Source organism: Mucilaginibacter sp. (assembly GCF_965277465.1).
Classification (GTDB): Bacteria; Bacteroidota; Bacteroidia; order Sphingobacteriales; family Sphingobacteriaceae; genus Mucilaginibacter.
Genome location: NZ_CBDICW010000002.1, coordinates 981,966 through 998,308, shown reverse-complemented (window position 1 = coordinate 998,308; position 16,343 = coordinate 981,966). Strand labels below are relative to the sequence as shown.

The following is a 16,343-nucleotide window of genomic DNA, read 5'->3' as shown; positions in this document are numbered from 1 at the left end:
TATGAACATCATTATAACAGGTGCCAGCAGCGGCGTTGGTTTTGAGGCCGTATTAGAATTAATATTATCGGGCAAGCATAAAGTGATAGCCCTTGCACGCTCACAGGATAAACTGGAAAGGCTTTTAGAAATAGCACATGGCTTAAACCCCGAGGCCGAAATATTTGCTTTAGCTTTTGACATTATTCATGATGACTATGCCGGCCTGCAACAATTTATAAGCACTAATTTTGATAACCGTGTTGATATACTGATAAACAACGCCGGCGTATTGATAAACAAACCATTTACCCAGTTGCTTGAATTGGATTTTGTAGAAATGCTGCAAAGCAATTTTATTGGCCATGTGCGTATTATACAGGCTTTAATTGGCCTTATGCCTAAAGGATCGCACATATTAAATATTGGCAGCATGGGTGCTTTTCAGGGCAGTGCAAAATTCCCGGGGTTAGCTGCTTACTCAGCAAGCAAGTCTGCGCTGCATACTTTAACCGAATGCCTTGCACTTGAATTGGCCGAGCAGGAAATTAAAGTTAACTGCCTTGCGCTCGGTTCGGCACAAACCGAAATGTTGGAAAAAGCTTTCCCGGGTTATGAATCACCGGTGATGGCCTTTGAAATGGGGAAATACATTGCAGATTTTTCGGTAACAGGGCATCGTTTTTTTAATGGTAAAGTTTTACCGGTGGCAGTAAGCACACCTTAATGATGATATTATTTGGTTTTTTTATAAAAATATCTTTAATTTTATGTATAATGATATAGGTACATATTATCCCACACGATAATGGATTCCACGCTATCCTTCCTTTTCGAACAATCAAACGATTTTTTTTGTGTATTGGACAGGAATGGCATAATAGTATATACCAATCCAGCGTTGCAAAAACTTTTAGGTTACACAGCAGCAGAATTAAACGGTAAAAAAGCCAACAGCCTGTCGCACCCTGCTGATATTAAGAACCGCGAAGAAGCACTCAAAAGCATTTTTTTATTAAAAAAGATCGATGGTCGCGAGAGCCGGATAAAGGATAAGGCCGGTGTTTACTACAACATCAGGTGGTCGTTAATCCTAAATCCTGAGGACGGACTTATCTACACCACAGGCATTAACTTAACCAATAGTTTAGAAACTGCCGTACAAAAAAACACTACAGATAATATCTATCATATTATACAAAGCTTTAACGAGGGCTTTTTAATAATAGACGATCAATCAACCATCATCACCTTTAATCCCGCTTTCCAGGCAATAACCGGATTAAAAAGTGAGCAGCTTAAAAACACCAATTTATGGGATTTAGAAAGCTTAGGTGTAACTGATGATATTATGGCCCAGTTTAAAGCAGCCTTTAAACAACCGGGATCAACCCAGTTACAATACTTTAACAGCTACACCAAAAGATGGCTGCGTGTAAACACCTATCCTTATAAAAACGAAGTAGCCATATTTGTACGCGATATTAACGCATTAAAAATACAGCAGTTGATACTTGCCCTTGAAAAGCATGTGCTTGAATTAAATGCATCTGCTAATTACACCTTACCACAAACCATACATGAACTGATCTCGGGAATTGAAACTATATTTCCGGATATGGTGTGCTCTGTATTAGAGGTTGATGAAGCGCAGGAAAAAGTATATCACCTTTCGGGCCCAAGGTTACCTAACGAATATTGTGTGGCTATAGATGGCACGCCTATAGGGCCTAAAGCCGGTTCGTGCGGTACTGCTGCCTACCATCGCACACAAATAGTGGTAAAAGACATTGAAACAGACCCACTGTGGGATAATTACAGGCATTTGATTTTACCTTATGGTTTAAAAGCATGTTGGTCTACCCCTATAATAAGCGCAAATAGCGCGCAGGTATTAGCTACCTTTGCAGTTTATTATAAAACCAGGCGGGAGCCCAAACCCGAAGAGTTGCGGATGATTGAACGCACATCAAACATTATCCGTATTTTGATTGAGAATAAACGCAGTCAGGACCATGTTACCGATCAGAACATGCGTTTGCAGGAAATAGCATCCATAAGCTCGCACGAGATCAGGCGGCCCGTAGCTACTATTATGGGCCTGGTAAATTTATTTGATCTTAATTATATTGAAAACCCAATGAATAAGGAGATCATTAGTCACCTGGATTTTACAGCCAGGGAGCTGGATAGCGTGATCCACACCATTGTTGAAAAAACCGTTTACCTTAAAAGTGGCGTGTTCAGAATGGAGGGTAATGATTAGCTTATTACTTCTTTAAGAAAAGCAGAACAATAGCGAGCATAGCGCCTACCTGTCCTACCCAAAAAATAAACATCCATTTAATATTATCTGCCTTAGCTTCACTGATTTCCTTGCGAACATTTGAAATCTCGTCCCTAACATTCACAAGATCATCTTTTGTAGCTAATGTTTTGATAGTTGCTTCCACAGATCGTTCTGTTTTGTTATCAATATATTTAAACATGGCCTCGGTGGTATCGCTACCCAATTTATCGGATAGCAGCTTATATAACCGGCAGTTTCTTTTTCTACTAAATACATAACAAATATAATAAATAAGGTTTAGGTTTTAATATGATGAACTAATTGCTAATTGGGTTAAACCAAGTGATAAGGTTTAGGTTTTTGATAAGGTATAGGTTAATCAACCTGATTCAACCCAATTAAGCAATTATTAGTTTTTACTGCCGAGTTTTAAAAACTCGTTAACCACCACTTCGCTTACATAGCGTTTAATACCGTCTTTATCGGTATAATTACGGTTAGCCAGCTTGCCTTCAATGGCAACTTCATCGCCTTTTTTAAGGTAATTCTCGGCAAGTTTGGCTTGCGCTCCCCATAATACAAGGCTATGCCATTGGGTTTCTGTTATCTTTTCGCCCTTATCATTTTTATAACTCTCGTTAGTTGCTAATGATAAGCGGGCCAATTTTTTATTGTTATCAAAACTTTTCACTTCGGGATCCATGCCCAGGTTACCTACAAGGCGTACACTGTTTTTTAATGAGTTCATAGCTATCTAAAATTTTCTTTTGTTATTTGTTGACAATACAAAGGTGGGTACAGCAGCTATTCTTACCCGGTTAATAAGCGCTTATAGTCGACAATATCCATTTGCAACCGTTTGCAAGCGGATAATATTATGCGTACCTTTATATTAATGACAGCAGAAAGAAATTGCCTCGACTGCGGCACCCTATTACATGGCAGGGCCGATAAAAAGTTTTGTAACGATCTGTGCCGCAACAACTATAACAACCAGCTAAACAGCAGCAGTTATAATTTGGTGCGTAACATTAACAATATACTTAAGCGCAACCGCCGGATATTGGAAGAGCTGAACCCAACAGGCAAAACAAAAACAACACGTAAAAAATTGGTAGCAAAAGGATTTGATTTTGAATACCATACGCACAGCTATCAAACCCAAAATGGCAAAACCTACTACTTTTGTTATGAGTACGGCTACCTGCATATTGATGGCGAGGAATTTTTACTGGTGAAAAGAGATGCCGAATAATACCCTGTTCAACAAAACCCATTGATGATTTTGAATTTAAAGTCATCTTATTAACTAACAAATGGGATTTTGGTGATCAAAAATCCTAAATAAAAAAACTCCGTTATCTTTGCCCCCAAATGATAATTCAACAATTTTACGATAAAGGTTTAGCACATGGCTCTTACGCTGTGATAAGGACAGGGAAAATGATTGTTATTGACCCCGCCCGCGATCCGCAGCCTTATTATGATTTTGCCGCACAACACGATGCTGATATTGTGGGCGTAATAGAAACGCATCCACATGCTGATTTTGTTAGTTCGCACCTTGAAATACACCAAACAACAGCCGCGATAATTTACGTTAGCAAGCTTACCGGTGCCGAATACCCGCACGAAAGCTTTGATGATGGCGATGTTATACAACTGAATGATATTAAACTAAAATCAATAAATACCCCTGGCCACTCGCCCGATTCAATCTGTATTTTGGTTGAGGACGAGAACGGTAAGGATACAGCCCTGTTTACAGGCGATACTTTATTTGTAGGCGATGTTGGCCGCCCCGATCTGCGCGAAAACGTGGGTAATATCACCGCTAAAAAAGAAGAATTAGCCCGGCAGATGTACCACTCTACCCGCAATAAGCTGATGAAACTGCCGCATAGCGTAGTGGTTTACCCTGCACATGGCCCCGGCTCTTTATGCGGTAAAAGCATGAGCCCGGATTTAACCAGTACCATTGGACGCGAGATCCGCGAAAATTATGCCCTGCAATTAATGGATGAGCTGGCCTTTGTTAAAACACTTACTGCCGATCAGCCATTTGTGCCTAAATATTTTGGGAGCGATGTGGAGATCAATAAAAAAGGCGCAGCCGGTTTTATTGACAGCATTAGCAAAGTTTTAAAACCCGGTAAGGGCTATCAGATACAACCAAACATCCTGATCATTGATACCCGCCCTAAACTTGATTTCAGGTACGCGCACCTCAGTGGTGCTATTAATTTACAGGATGGCGAAAAGTTTGAAACCTGGTTAGGCTCCATTATTAACCCCGGCGAAGAGTTTTACCTGATTGCCAAAACAGATGCCGATTTAGACAGGATGATAAAAAAGACGGCTAAAATTGGCTATGAGCAATATATTAAAGCGGCCTTTACCTTACCTGATAATGCCAGCGCAAAATTAGCAGACATTGATTTAGATGATTTTATAGCACACCCGGATAGTTTTACCATTGTGGATGTACGCAACCATACCGAAACAGCTAACGGGCTGATATTTGCAAGCTCTATCACCATCCCCTTGCCTGAACTGCGCGAAAGGGTTAGCGAGATACCTACCGATAAACCTATTGTGGTGCATTGCGCGGCGGGTTACCGGTCGGCAGCGGCAGTGAGTATTTTGGCTGCTACCATAACAAAAGTACCTGTTTATGATTTGGGCGAAGTAGTTACTGAATTTGCCAATGCTTGAGCTGGTTAAAACTGCCGATGGCTCAAACACCATTTATAACCCGCATGTTGGCGAAAACTACCACTCCAAACATGGTGCCCTGCAAGAGAGTAAGCACGTATTTGTAAATTCGGGCTTATGCTATTTTTTGGAGCAGGGCCAGTATGTCGCTTCAGCAAAAACTGAAGTATCCATATTAGAAGTTGGTTTTGGAACCGGTCTTAATTTTTTGTTAAGTGCAGATAAGGCTGTTGAAAAAGGCATCAAACTAAATTATACCGGCATTGAGGCCTATCCATTAAGCATGGAAATGATTAGCCATACAGCCTATAATACATACGTCACCGCCGAAACCTGGCAGCCGTTTATTGATAAGTACGAGAATGCGTTTTCATCGCCCGTTACCATAACCCCCGCTGTTAACTTACAAATTGCCAACTGCAAATTGCTTGATTTTAAAAGCAGTGAGCAATATGATGTTATTTATTTTGATGCCTTTGCAGCCGTACATCAACCCGAAATGTGGGATGAAACTGCCATAGCCCATACCATACAATTTTTAAAACCCTGCGGCGTATTTGTAACCTACGCCATTACCGGGAACTTGAAAAGAGCATTAAAAGCCTTAGGATGCAAGGTAGAAAAAGCACCAGGTGCGCCCGGCAAACGCGAAATGCTGCGCGCAGTTAAAACACCAACTGTCACCCTTTAAAGAAACACCCTACGCAGTCGCCCGGCTCCAGCCGGGTGACAAATATTAACGAGGCCTCTGGCCGTTGGTATTATATTCGGCCAGAGGCCGGAAGATAGTCGTCATTCGCCAGGAGGCGAGCGACCGCAGGAAATTCCTGGCGAACGACTACCTGTTTTACACTTTCCCGCATAAAACACTATTTTTGTAAGCAAACATACCATATGCCACTTATACCCCCAATATCTGCCTCGACACCCGAAACTGCCTTTAAAAGGCTGCTGACCATTATGGATGATCTGCGTTTAAATTGTCCCTGGGATAAAAAGCAGACCTTAGAGAGCCTGCGCCACCTTACTATTGAGGAAACGTATGAGCTTTCGGATGCGATACTGGGTGCTGATATGTCTGAAATAAAAAAGGAATTGGGCGATATTATGCTGCACCTGGTTTTTTACGCCCGCATAGCCTCAGAAACTAACGATTTTAATATAACCGACGTTTTAAACAGCATTTGCGATAAGTTAGTAAACCGCCACCCCCATATTTACAGCGATGTTGAGGTACAGGACGAAAACGATGTAAAGCGCAACTGGGAGCAGATAAAACTAAAAGAAGGCAACAAATCGGTATTGGGTGGCGTGCCGGCCTCGTTACCTGCACTGGTAAAAGCATCACGCATACAGGAGAAGGCCCGCGGTGTAGGTTTTGACTGGGAGGAGAAAAGCCAGGTTTGGGCCAAGGTTGAGGAAGAACTACAGGAGTTTAAAGACGAGTTTAACGCCGAGGACGAAACCACAATTGACCATGAAAAAGCCGAAGGCGAATTTGGCGACTTGCTGTTCTCGCTCATTAACTACGCGAGGTTCATCAATATTAACCCCGAGGATGCGCTCGAAAAAACAAACCGTAAGTTCATCAAACGTTTTCAGTACCTGGAAAGTAAAGCCATTGAAACCGGCAAAGAGCTGAAAAACATGAGCCTTGCCGAAATGGACATATTTTGGGAAGAAGCGAAGAAAATTTAAAATAAGATGATATATTGTAGCGTTGATAGCAGAACCAACGTAACCAATTAAAACCCTTTATTATGAAATTGAAATTTACCTATTTAATGCTATTGGTAATTGTTTTTGCAACCGCCTGCACAAAAAGCAAAACCGCCGCCGATCTTAACCCGACATCACCCAGTGGAACCTACGCGGGGCAGTTCAGGCTGATCCATATCCATAAAGACAATACGAAAGACACGCTGAAAGCTAACATTTTGCTTACCATGTCGTTAACTACAGGCTTTAAAGTAACCGGCGATACAGCCACCGTACATGCAGGCAGCTACGGCAGCTATATTATTGGCTTAAGTGGCAGCAATACCATTACTTTTGTTGATAAAACATACCCAACCACAGGCACACCTACCAAAACGCACCTTAACGGCCAGTATAATTACTATTACGATGGTACCGTTTTACAGATGCAGGCATTTGGCCCCCTTGATACCCTTGCCCTGCAATACGACTTAAAAAGAAGTAATTAAGGGTTAGATAGTTTAGGTTATGACAATGCTCCCGCGAGTTTGTAACTCGTGGGCCTATGTTAAAAGCTTACATCTTAAAAACTTCCGCAAACGAAAATAGCATAGGCATATTTTCAATACCAACCCACGCAAATTCGTCGCAAAGCACCACCCTATCCAACTAAATTTCATTTTTTTGTAGCGTTGTCATATCCTGTTGCGTACTGGTATATGAAAGCTATAAATTTGAGCTGAACTAAATACATTTAATGCATCAAACCCGGGGCATTGCTGAGGACGAACTGATCAGGCAATGCAAAAATGGTAGCCTTAAGTACCAGGAAATGCTGTATAAGCACTTCTATGGCTATGCTATGGGTATTGGTTTGCGCTACTGCATAAACCGTGATGATGCCTTAGAGGTTGTGAACGACGCCTTTATAAAGGTATTTAATAGTATAAAAAACTTCGACAGCGATAAGCCTTTTAAAGCCTGGCTGCGCACCATTATAGTTAATACCGCTATTGACCGCCGCCGTAAAGACCTTAAACTTCAGTTAAATATTGAGTTGGATAATGCCGGGCCAATTAGTACCGGCGCAAGTGCTATTGAAAATTTAAACGTACAGGATATTTTAAGGCTGATGCAGCAATTACCGGCAATTCAGCTTACCATTTTTAACTTATATGAGATTGATGGATACCGGCACGATGAGATAGCAAAATTACTGGCTATGCCCGAAAGCTCGTCGAGGGTTTACCTGAGCAGGGCCAAAGAGAAATTAAGAAATATATTAAGAGCAGAAGCACATAACGATGGACGATCAGTTGGATAACGACTTAAAGAACCGCATCAGGGAGGTGTTTGATAATTTTGAAGACCCCACTGCCGCCGAAGACGGTTGGTTGCAACTAAGGGAAAAATTCCCCGAGGAGCAATCAAAGCGCCGTGCGTTTGCGTGGCTCTGGTGGGGATCTGTTGCCGCTATTTTAATGCTGATTTTAGGCATAGGCTTATGGATGTATGAAACCCGATTAAAAAACCCTGATCATTATACAGCTAAGCCTGCAAAACATCCGCAAAGCGAAAGTATGGCAGCCAATAAAACACAAGCTTCCGCAAGTAATGATACAAGCCAAAAAACAAACCCGGTTACCGATAATACACTGGCTAAAAACACGGCTGATAATACAGCACGAAATAAGCTGGCAGCTAAAGTTCCTGTATCAAATAATGAAGCAGCCGGGCGGGGCAATGCTTTGGCGCAAAATCAATCACCTAAAGCAACTGTAGCCCAAAAAGGCACCATGTTAACGCAAACGATTGATAGTGCCCGTACAGCCCTTAAAACACAGTTAGCGGCTAATACAAGACAAGCAAATGCGACAGATAAAACAATAGCCACACCATTAGCAACCACTGCACCATTAGCAAATACAGCCGATGATAAAACCCAGGCTAATCTATTGGCTGGTAATGCGGCTGCAAAGCAAAATAAGCCTGAGCCTGCTAATGCTGCTGCCGCAGCAACAGCCCCGCGGCAAAATGCGCCGGTAGCATCAGTAGTTATTAAACAACAACCACCCGCAAAAAACATTATGGATATGTTTAATGCCGATCAAAAAACGCAGAAAAAAGAAGAGCCCATCCAGGCAAAACGGGTTCATTTCAGCGTATATGCGGCTACTTATTTTAACTATGCTAAAGGCAGCCAGGACCAGGTAAATATTGGGGCAGGTTTCTCGTCGGATATAAGGCTCAGCAATAACCTTAAATTGGTTACAGGGGTATCCATTGCCCAAAACTCACTTAGTTATGGCGGTACTGACCCGGTTTCGCTGGCTACAGCGCAGAGTTTAGTTACTCCGGCTACATCTGTAGCTGCAAGCAAGTATACAGCCCTTACAACCCCAAGCGTTAAAAACTATGATGCCAGTTTGGTTGGGCTTGATATACCTGTAAACCTTAAATATGAGTTTAATCCGCAAAAAAGCGATACTTATATTTTGGCGGGCGTAAGCTCGGGGACCTTTGTTGATGAATCATATACCTACAAGTATAACTACCCGGCCTTCCTGTCGCCATCGTTACAAAAAACAATGGACCAAACAACCCGGCAAAGTTTTAACAGCTTTTATTTTGCCAAAACTTTAAATGTGGCTTTTGGGGTGGGTTATCCATTCGGCAAAAACAGGCTGGTAATTGAGCCCTTTTTAAAATACCCGTTGGATGGCTTGGGCACCCAAAACATCAGGTTTGGGGCAGGTGGTATAAACCTTAAGTTTAACTTTATACCGCAAAAGAAACAGTAAGGGTTTGAATTAGCAGCTTGGCTTCATCTCCCCTATTTAAAGCGGATAGCCTTAACCGGGGTAATCCTGGTAACCAGCATGGAAGGGCCTAACATCACCAAAAAGCATACAATGAGTGTGCCCAGGTTTACTAATATCATGTCGCTCCAGCCAAATTGTATGGGTACAAAACTCATGTAATAACTTGCCTGGTCAAGCTTAAAAATATGGGTTTGTGCCTGTATAAAACCTATACCCAAACCAAATATGTTACCCAAAATAAGTCCGAGCCCTATCAGGTAAAAGGCATTATATAAAAATACTTTTTGTATGGCCCAGTTAGTGGCGCCCATAGCTTTCAGCATACCTATCATGGCGGTACGCTCCAATATCATAATCAGCAGGGCCGATATCATGTTGATCACTGCTACTAATATCATCAGCACCAAAACAACGCTGGTGTTGCCATCAAGCAGATCGAGCCAGCCAAATATATTGGGGTAATTTTCCATTACCGTGTATGACTTTAATTTAGCTGGTAATACATTATCAACCGCATCAACCGAGGCTTGTAGTTTTTCAAAATCATTTACCTTAACCTCATACCCGCCAATTTCATTAGCCTGCCAGTTATTAAGCCTGCTGATGAGCGACAGATCGCCTACCACATAGGTTTTATCCACATCATCAATACCGGTGCTGTAAATACCACGGATAACAAACGGACGCTCGCGCAGTGGTTCCTGTACAAAGTACATAAGTATCTTATCACCCACTTTAAGGCGCAGCCTGTCGGCCGTTGTTTGGGAGATCAGCAGTTGTTTTTTTGATGCTACGGTATCGGTAAAATCAATGATGCTGCCCGATACCAGGTTTTTCTGAAAAAATGCCCAGTCGTATGTTTTATCCACTCCCTTCATTACCACCCCCTCAATTTCTGATTGGGTTTTAATAATGCCGGGTTTCATGGCAAAAGGCATTACTTTACTCACCATGTGGGTAGCCAGCGCCTTTTGTACAAACTTATTATCGGCTGGAAAAGGGGAGTTTTCGTATGAATTATTGAGATCGAACTTTACGACTTCCAAATCGCCCGAAAATCCGCGAACTTTTTCGCGAATCTCTTGTTTAAACCCTTTAATAATAGCCAGCGATAATATCATAACTCCCAAACCGAGCATAATACCAATAATAGCTATGCGCACTATCAGTTTTGAAAACGTGCGTTTAGACTTAAATGTAATGCGGTTAGCTATGAAATAGGCGAAACTCAATGCGATATGTATTTTTTGTACCTTCGCAAATATGCGGTTTTGCCGTTAAAACTGGTGCTTTTAAATTGCTGTAGCAATATATTTATGATGAGGATAAAGCTTTTTATACAATTTTTAATAATAACCAGTTTACTATCGTGTGCTGTATCGGCACAAAAAAGCAGCTATAAGCCATATATAGCTGATGCTGCTGCCAAAAAAGCTAAAATAATTACCGGGGCCGATCAAACTACCCTTTATATTGAGTACCTTAAGGGAAAAAATATAGGGATGGTGATCAATCAAACTTCGGTAATAGGCAAAAACCAAACCCTTAGTTTGGATAGCCTGCTAAAGCTTGGTATCAGCATAAAAAAAGTTTACGGGCCCGAACATGGTTTCAGGGGTAATGCCAGCAATGGTGCCGATGTTAACAACAGTACCGATGCCAAAAGCGGCATTGCTGTTATCTCCCTTTACGGTAATAAACATTACAAACCCACCCCAGCCGATCTGCAAGGGATTGACCTGATGATATTTGATATTCAGGATGTTGGGGCACGCTTTTACACCTACCTGTCAACCCTGCAATATGTAATGGAGGCCTGTGCCGAAAACAATATTGAGCTGATGATATTTGACAGGCCGAATCCTAACGGCGCAGTGGTTGACGGCCCAATATTAGATACCGCCTATAAATCGTTTGTGGGTTTAAACCCCATCCCTATTGCACACGGGCTTACCATTGCCGAATATGCCCAAATGCTGAACGGCGAGGGCTGGCTTAAAAACAAAGTACAATGCAAGCTGCGCATAATTAAAGTGGCTAACTACACCCATGCATCAGCCTATACCTTACCGGTAAACCCGTCGCCTAATTTAAATACGCAGCAGTCAATTTTACTTTACCCGTCGGTATGTTTATTTGAGGGCACTACGCTTAGTTTGGGCCGGGGTACGCTGTTTCCTTTTTTGCAGATAGGGCACCCATCGCTGGAAGGCAAATACAGTTATTCGTTTAAACCCGTAAGCATGCCGGGTATGAGCGATGAGCCGCCGCTAAAAAACAAGGTTTGCTACGGCATCGATCTTAAAAATTACAATACAACCAGCATTAACAAAAGCGGAAAAATTAATTTAGCATGGCTGATGGAATTGTACCGGGCTTTTCCGGATAAGGCGCATTTTTTTAACGCCTATTTTTCAAAACTTGCCGGTACCGACCAGCTACGAAAACAAATTGAAGCAGGTGAAAGTGAGCAGGAAATCCGCGCAAGCTGGGAACCCGCTTTAAGCAATTACAAAACCATGCGTGCAAAGTATTTATTATACCCATAGTTAATTCTTAAACCAACGTTTAAGAATTACATTTTACATTACAAACAACTACCAGGCCTTTAAAACACAAAGCGAGAATTTCTACTTATGAAAACAATATTTATGGGTACCCCCCAGTTTGCTGTAGCATCATTAGACGCCCTGATTACGGCGGGCTGCGATATTGTAGCCGTTGTTACTGCCCCGGATAAACCCGCCGGGCGCGGCCAAAAGCTCAATGAATCGGCAGTTAAACAATATGCGGTAGCCCACGGCCTTAAAGTATTACAACCCGAAAAACTAAAAGACCCTGCATTTATTGATGCATTAAAGGCCCTCAATGCCGATCTGCAGGTGGTAGTAGCCTTCAGGATGCTGCCCGAAGTGGTTTGGAGCATGCCCACCCGTGGCACCATTAATCTGCATGCCTCCTTATTGCCCCAGTACCGCGGCGCTGCCCCTATTAACTGGGTATTGATGAATGGCGAAAAAGAAAGCGGCGTTACTACCTTTTTTTTGAAACATGAAATTGATACCGGCGATATTTTATTTACCGAAAAAGTAACCCTTACCGGCCATGAAACTGCCGGGGAACTGCACGACCGACTGATGTATAAAGGCGCCGGGCTATTGGTAAAAACCGTAAAAGGTGTTGAAAGCGGCCGCTATAACGAGCATCCGCAATCGGCCCTGTTAGCAGGTGTTGAACTTAAGCATGCCCCTAAAATATTTAAAGAAGATTGCCTGATTGACTGGAGCAAGCCAGCCGAAAGCATTTATAACAAAATCCGCGGGTTAAGCCCCGTGCCTACTGCCTATACCGTGCTTAATGATAAAATATTAAAGCTTTACAAAGCCGAATATGAATTGGCGCAGCCCGATATAAAACCCGGCGAGTTTTTAACCGACAATAAAAACTATTTAAAATTTGCAGCTGCGGATGGTTTTGTTAGCGTAACCGAAGTGCAGTTAGAAGGTAAAAAACAAATGGATATTAAAGAGTTTTTGCGCGGCAACAAGCTGTAATATTTACCTTACCGCATCTTTAATTTTGCTTATTATATAAACTTACGGGGTACTAAAAACTTCGTAGGTTTAATATCGCTCTCCATAAAATTCAATAAATTTACTGGCAATAAACCACTTACAACATTAGTATTAGTACCTAACTGAGTACGCATTTTATTGAAAATGGATATAACAAGTAAGAAACTAAACCGAAACCAGTAATTAAAACTGCTATGAAAAATATCTGCCTGTTTTTAATTTTATTAAGCACAGCAACCCTTGGCTTCTCGCAACATAAGCCCGGATTAAGCTATAACCAGCTAAAACAATACGAGGGCCTTTACGAATACAAAAATCATATCACGCTAAAAATAGCAGCATCCCCTGCCGATACAGCCTTGTTTGCCATTATTAACAAAAGCCAGTATCGGCTAACTTATCAGGATAAAGATCTGTTTCTTGATATGTTTAAGAATAAGATAGAATTTATCAGGAACAGATCAAACAAGGTGGTAGCTTATATTACCGGTAAGGATACCTTTAAATTACTCACCAAAAATATTTTGTTCCCTAGAACCATGTGGTACCCAAGGCTGGGGGCCTACAAAGGCATTTCGACACCTGAAAACCTGCACGACGGCCTGCAAACCGGCGATGCCGAAAAGGCTGGCTTAGATACCGCATTATTAAACCTGATGGTGCACAATATTGCAGCTGGAAAGTACCCTAACGTACACAGCGTTTTAATTATAAAAGGTGGCAAACTGGTATTTGAAGAATATTTTTATGAGTATACCAGGGATAGTTTGCAGGAATTACGGTCGGCTTCAAAAAGCTTTATATCTGCCCTAACCGGCATTGCTATTGAAAAGGGGTATATTAAAAGTAAAAATGAAAAAGTACTTTCTTATTTCCCCGAATATAATATCAGCAATATGTCGGCTGCTAAAAGCCGCCTAACTATTGAAAACATGCTGACCAATCAAAGTGGTTTTGACTATGATGCAGCAAATCCAAAATCAATAGGAAATGAAGTCAATATGGGTAACGCCGAAGATTGGGTAAAATATACTTTAGATCTGCCGATGATTGATACCCCCGGTGGTAAAGGCATGTATAATTCAGGGAACCCAATAACGCTGGGCCGCATCATTGAAAAAGCTACACAAATGCCTTTACCGCAATTTGCCAACCAGAATTTGTTTAAGCCAATGGGCATAAAAACCTACAAATGGAACTTTAAGCCCAATAAAGTAAATGCTGATGATTTTTGCCAGCTATACCTAAGTCCGCGTAATATGGCAAAATTTGGCTTGCTGTATTTAGATAATGGTAAGTGGAACGGAAAGCAATTAGTACCGGAAAGCTGGGTTACGGAGTCACTGACTAAACATTCGGTTGTACAGGGCGTTAATTATGGTTATTTATGGTGGTTAAAATACCTTGATGCTGATAAGGTAAGGTATTATGGTGCGGGTGCACAAGGTAATGGCGGCCAAAAAATATATATTTGGAAAAGCCTTGATATGGTTACCGTAGTAACCGGTGGTAATTACAACTCGCAATCCCCATCCGACGAATTGATCCGTAAATATATCCTGCCTTCGTTCAACAACAAGTTAAGTGTAAAGTAATGCAGTAGCCCCGTTATTTATTTATACTAAAGGGAGATAACTTCTATATTTGAATTTTATAAACTTACTATATAAAAACCTGCCGGGGGCTTTAAATACCACAGGTTTAATCCTATTTAATAATGAGTAACCAAATAAAAGTTGCCGTACTTGACGATTACCAGGGTGTAGCACTCACCATGGCAGACTGGTCGGCAATACAAGACCGTATAGATTTAACCATATTTAATGATCATTTGGCCGATGAGGCCGCAATAGTTAAACGCTTACTTCCGTTTCAAGTAGTTTGCGTAATGCGCGAACGCACACCGCTTACCAAGCAGATCATTTCGCAGCTACCAAACTTGCAATTGGTTGTATCTACCGGGATGCGCAATGCATCAATCGACGTAAAAGCATTGGAGGAGTTTAACATCACCCTAAAACCCACCGGCTATTTATGGAGCGGTGCCCCTGAATTTACCTGGGCGCTGTTAATGGCAGCCGCAAGAAATATCCCTATAGAAAATGCAAACATCAAATCGGGAGGCTGGCAAACCACTATCGCGACGGATCTTAAAGGAAAAACCATTGGCATTATTGGGCTTGGTAACATCGGCAAAAAAATTGCCGAATATGCCCGCGTATTTGAGATGAATGTGATTGCCTGGAGCGAAAACCTTACCGAAGAAAAAGCCGAAGAAGGCGGTGCCAAATTAGTAAGCAAACAAACCTTACTAAAGGAAGCCGACTTTGTGACCATTCACCTGGTTTTAAGCGACAGGTCAAGAGGGATAATAAAGCAGCAGGATCTTGAATTAATGAAGCCTACCGCCTACCTGATCAATACATCGCGCGGCCCGCTGGTTGATGAGGCCGGCTTAATAGCCGTTTTGCAGCAAAATAAAATTAAGGGGGCTGCAATTGATGTTTATGATGTAGAGCCAATGGCTGCCGATCATCCATTCAGAAAATTAGATAACCTGTTGGCCACCCCGCACATAGGTTACGTTACCGAAAATACCTACAAGTTATTTTATGGCGATACAGTAAAGGCTATTGGTGAATGGCTGGATAAATAACCTGTAATACGCTCATTTGCTTAGATCTATAACAGAGTGTCCGCGAACCATAGCGGGTAAAGGCCTCTGCGCTCACCCTTCGAGTGCCTCAGGGTGACAGCCTTATTTTAAAAAGCACTAACCGGGTGTCATGGTGAGGCACTCGAACCATAGCGGGTAAGGGCTTCTGCGCTTACCCTTCGAGTGCCTCAGGGTGACAGCCTTATTTTAAAAAGCACTAACCGGGTGTCATGGTGAGGCACTCGAACCATAGCGGGTAAGGGCTTCTGCGCTTACCCTTCGAGTGCCTCAGGGTGACAGCCTTATTTTAAAAAGCACTAACCGGGATGTCATGGTGAGGCACTCGAACCATAGCGGGCGAAGGCCTCTGCGCTCGCCCTTCGAGTACCTCAGGGTGACAGTCTTATTTTAAAAAGCACTAACCGGGATGTCATGGTGAGGCACTCGAACCATAGCGGGCGAAGGCCTCTGCGCTCGCCCTTCAAGTGCCTCAAGGCGCCCTCCGCCCCCTTCTGCAAGCTTTTATAAAGGGCCTTTTCTTTTCTCATTCCCCATCAAATTCCATTTATCAACAATTATAAATTGCTAATATTTTTAGCATTATATTT

General features: G+C 42.1%; 16 protein-coding genes. 13 read left to right on the top strand and 3 right to left on the bottom strand.

Annotation, left to right across the window (positions count from 1 at the left end):
• Nucleotide 1: 1 nt before the first annotated feature.
• Nucleotides 2–706: an SDR family NAD(P)-dependent oxidoreductase gene (locus ACQY4U_RS16825; RefSeq protein ID WP_428330612.1), complete on the top strand. Its 705-nt coding sequence runs from the start codon at nt 2–4 to the stop codon at nt 704–706.
• A gap of 81 nt (nt 707–787) precedes the next feature.
• Complete coding sequence (locus ACQY4U_RS16820; RefSeq protein WP_428330611.1) at nt 788–2,245, top strand: PAS domain S-box protein; 1,458 nt, start codon at nt 788–790, stop codon at nt 2,243–2,245.
• Nucleotides 2,246–2,249: 4 nt separating this feature from the next.
• Here ACQY4U_RS16820 and ACQY4U_RS16815 read toward each other — a convergent pair whose 3' ends face one another.
• A complete protein-coding gene (locus ACQY4U_RS16815) occupies nt 2,250–2,492 on the bottom strand; it encodes a hypothetical protein (protein WP_428330610.1) in 243 nt (80 codons plus the stop codon).
• A gap of 186 nt (nt 2,493–2,678) precedes the next feature.
• On the bottom strand, nt 2,679–3,017 hold the full coding sequence (locus ACQY4U_RS16810) for a single-stranded DNA-binding protein (protein WP_428330609.1): 339 nt from the start codon (nt 3,015–3,017) through the stop codon (nt 2,679–2,681).
• A gap of 147 nt (nt 3,018–3,164) precedes the next feature.
• On the opposite strand from ACQY4U_RS16810, the gene ACQY4U_RS16805 reads away from it, so the two are divergent.
• The 7 genes from ACQY4U_RS16805 (at nt 3,165) to ACQY4U_RS16775 (ending at nt 9,483) form a co-directional block, all read left to right on the top strand.
• Nucleotides 3,165–3,524: a hypothetical protein gene (locus ACQY4U_RS16805; RefSeq protein WP_428330608.1), complete on the top strand. Its 360-nt coding sequence runs from the start codon at nt 3,165–3,167 to the stop codon at nt 3,522–3,524.
• Nucleotides 3,525–3,643: 119 nt separating this feature from the next.
• Nucleotides 3,644–4,984: an MBL fold metallo-hydrolase gene (locus tag ACQY4U_RS16800; protein WP_428330607.1), complete on the top strand. Its 1,341-nt coding sequence runs from the start codon at nt 3,644–3,646 to the stop codon at nt 4,982–4,984.
• On the top strand, nt 4,977–5,675 hold the full coding sequence (mnmD, locus tag ACQY4U_RS16795; RefSeq protein WP_428330606.1) for a tRNA (5-methylaminomethyl-2-thiouridine)(34)-methyltransferase MnmD: 699 nt from the start codon (nt 4,977–4,979) through the stop codon (nt 5,673–5,675). The genes ACQY4U_RS16800 and mnmD overlap by 8 nt, the downstream gene beginning before the upstream one ends.
• A gap of 203 nt (nt 5,676–5,878) precedes the next feature.
• Nucleotides 5,879–6,682 (top strand): nucleoside triphosphate pyrophosphohydrolase, encoded by an 804-nt coding sequence (gene mazG, locus ACQY4U_RS16790; RefSeq protein WP_428330605.1) that lies wholly within the window; start codon nt 5,879–5,881, stop codon nt 6,680–6,682.
• A 62-nt stretch (nt 6,683–6,744) separates the two neighbouring features.
• Nucleotides 6,745–7,191: a hypothetical protein gene (locus ACQY4U_RS16785; RefSeq protein ID WP_428330604.1), complete on the top strand. Its 447-nt coding sequence runs from the start codon at nt 6,745–6,747 to the stop codon at nt 7,189–7,191.
• A gap of 248 nt (nt 7,192–7,439) precedes the next feature.
• Nucleotides 7,440–8,006 carry an RNA polymerase sigma factor gene (locus ACQY4U_RS16780; protein WP_428330603.1) on the top strand — a complete coding sequence of 189 codons (567 nt, stop codon included), beginning with the start codon at nt 7,440–7,442 and terminating at the stop codon, nt 8,004–8,006.
• A complete protein-coding gene (locus ACQY4U_RS16775; protein WP_428330602.1) occupies nt 7,987–9,483 on the top strand; it encodes a hypothetical protein in 1,497 nt (498 codons plus the stop codon). The genes ACQY4U_RS16780 and ACQY4U_RS16775 overlap by 20 nt, the downstream gene beginning before the upstream one ends.
• A 32-nt stretch (nt 9,484–9,515) precedes the next feature.
• Here ACQY4U_RS16775 and ACQY4U_RS16770 read toward each other — a convergent pair whose 3' ends face one another.
• A complete protein-coding gene (locus ACQY4U_RS16770; RefSeq protein WP_428330601.1) occupies nt 9,516–10,736 on the bottom strand; it encodes an ABC transporter permease in 1,221 nt (406 codons plus the stop codon).
• Nucleotides 10,737–10,820: 84 nt separating this feature from the next.
• Here ACQY4U_RS16770 and ACQY4U_RS16765 point away from each other — a divergent pair, with 84 nt between their 5' ends.
• The 4 genes from ACQY4U_RS16765 to ACQY4U_RS16750 all read left to right on the top strand — a co-directional run bounded on the left by ACQY4U_RS16765 (nt 10,821) and on the right by ACQY4U_RS16750 (nt 15,735).
• Nucleotides 10,821–12,053, top strand: coding sequence for an exo-beta-N-acetylmuramidase NamZ family protein (locus tag ACQY4U_RS16765; protein WP_428330600.1), 1,233 nt, complete (start codon nt 10,821–10,823; stop codon nt 12,051–12,053).
• A gap of 87 nt (nt 12,054–12,140) precedes the next feature.
• On the top strand, nt 12,141–13,058 hold the full coding sequence (gene fmt, locus ACQY4U_RS16760; RefSeq protein WP_428330599.1) for a methionyl-tRNA formyltransferase: 918 nt from the start codon (nt 12,141–12,143) through the stop codon (nt 13,056–13,058).
• Between the two features lie 215 nt (nt 13,059–13,273).
• A complete protein-coding gene (locus tag ACQY4U_RS16755; protein ID WP_428330598.1) occupies nt 13,274–14,674 on the top strand; it encodes a serine hydrolase domain-containing protein in 1,401 nt (466 codons plus the stop codon).
• 122 nt (nt 14,675–14,796) lie between these two features.
• Nucleotides 14,797–15,735 carry a D-2-hydroxyacid dehydrogenase family protein gene (locus ACQY4U_RS16750; protein ID WP_428330597.1) on the top strand — a complete coding sequence of 313 codons (939 nt, stop codon included), beginning with the start codon at nt 14,797–14,799 and terminating at the stop codon, nt 15,733–15,735.
• The last annotated feature ends 608 nt before the right edge of the window (nt 15,736–16,343 follow it).

Coding starts and splice junctions, on each gene's coding strand:
- ACQY4U_RS16820 (WP_428330611.1), top strand. CDS start 788: ATGGATTCCACGCTATCCTTCCTTTTCGAACAATCAAACGATTTTTTT.
- ACQY4U_RS16775 (WP_428330602.1), top strand. CDS start 7,987: ATGGACGATCAGTTGGATAACGACTTAAAGAACCGCATCAGGGAGGTG.
- fmt (WP_428330599.1), top strand. CDS start 12,141: ATGAAAACAATATTTATGGGTACCCCCCAGTTTGCTGTAGCATCATTA.
- ACQY4U_RS16810 (WP_428330609.1), bottom strand. CDS start 3,017: ATGAACTCATTAAAAAACAGTGTACGCCTTGTAGGTAACCTGGGCATG.
- mazG (WP_428330605.1), top strand. CDS start 5,879: ATGCCACTTATACCCCCAATATCTGCCTCGACACCCGAAACTGCCTTT.
- ACQY4U_RS16765 (WP_428330600.1), top strand. CDS start 10,821: ATGATGAGGATAAAGCTTTTTATACAATTTTTAATAATAACCAGTTTA.
- ACQY4U_RS16755 (WP_428330598.1), top strand. CDS start 13,274: ATGAAAAATATCTGCCTGTTTTTAATTTTATTAAGCACAGCAACCCTT.
- ACQY4U_RS16750 (WP_428330597.1), top strand. CDS start 14,797: ATGAGTAACCAAATAAAAGTTGCCGTACTTGACGATTACCAGGGTGTA.
- ACQY4U_RS16785 (WP_428330604.1), top strand. CDS start 6,745: ATGAAATTGAAATTTACCTATTTAATGCTATTGGTAATTGTTTTTGCA.
- mnmD (WP_428330606.1), top strand. CDS start 4,977: ATGCTTGAGCTGGTTAAAACTGCCGATGGCTCAAACACCATTTATAAC.
- ACQY4U_RS16780 (WP_428330603.1), top strand. CDS start 7,440: ATGCATCAAACCCGGGGCATTGCTGAGGACGAACTGATCAGGCAATGC.
- ACQY4U_RS16800 (WP_428330607.1), top strand. CDS start 3,644: ATGATAATTCAACAATTTTACGATAAAGGTTTAGCACATGGCTCTTAC.
- ACQY4U_RS16825 (WP_428330612.1), top strand. CDS start 2: ATGAACATCATTATAACAGGTGCCAGCAGCGGCGTTGGTTTTGAGGCC.
- ACQY4U_RS16805 (WP_428330608.1), top strand. CDS start 3,165: ATGACAGCAGAAAGAAATTGCCTCGACTGCGGCACCCTATTACATGGC.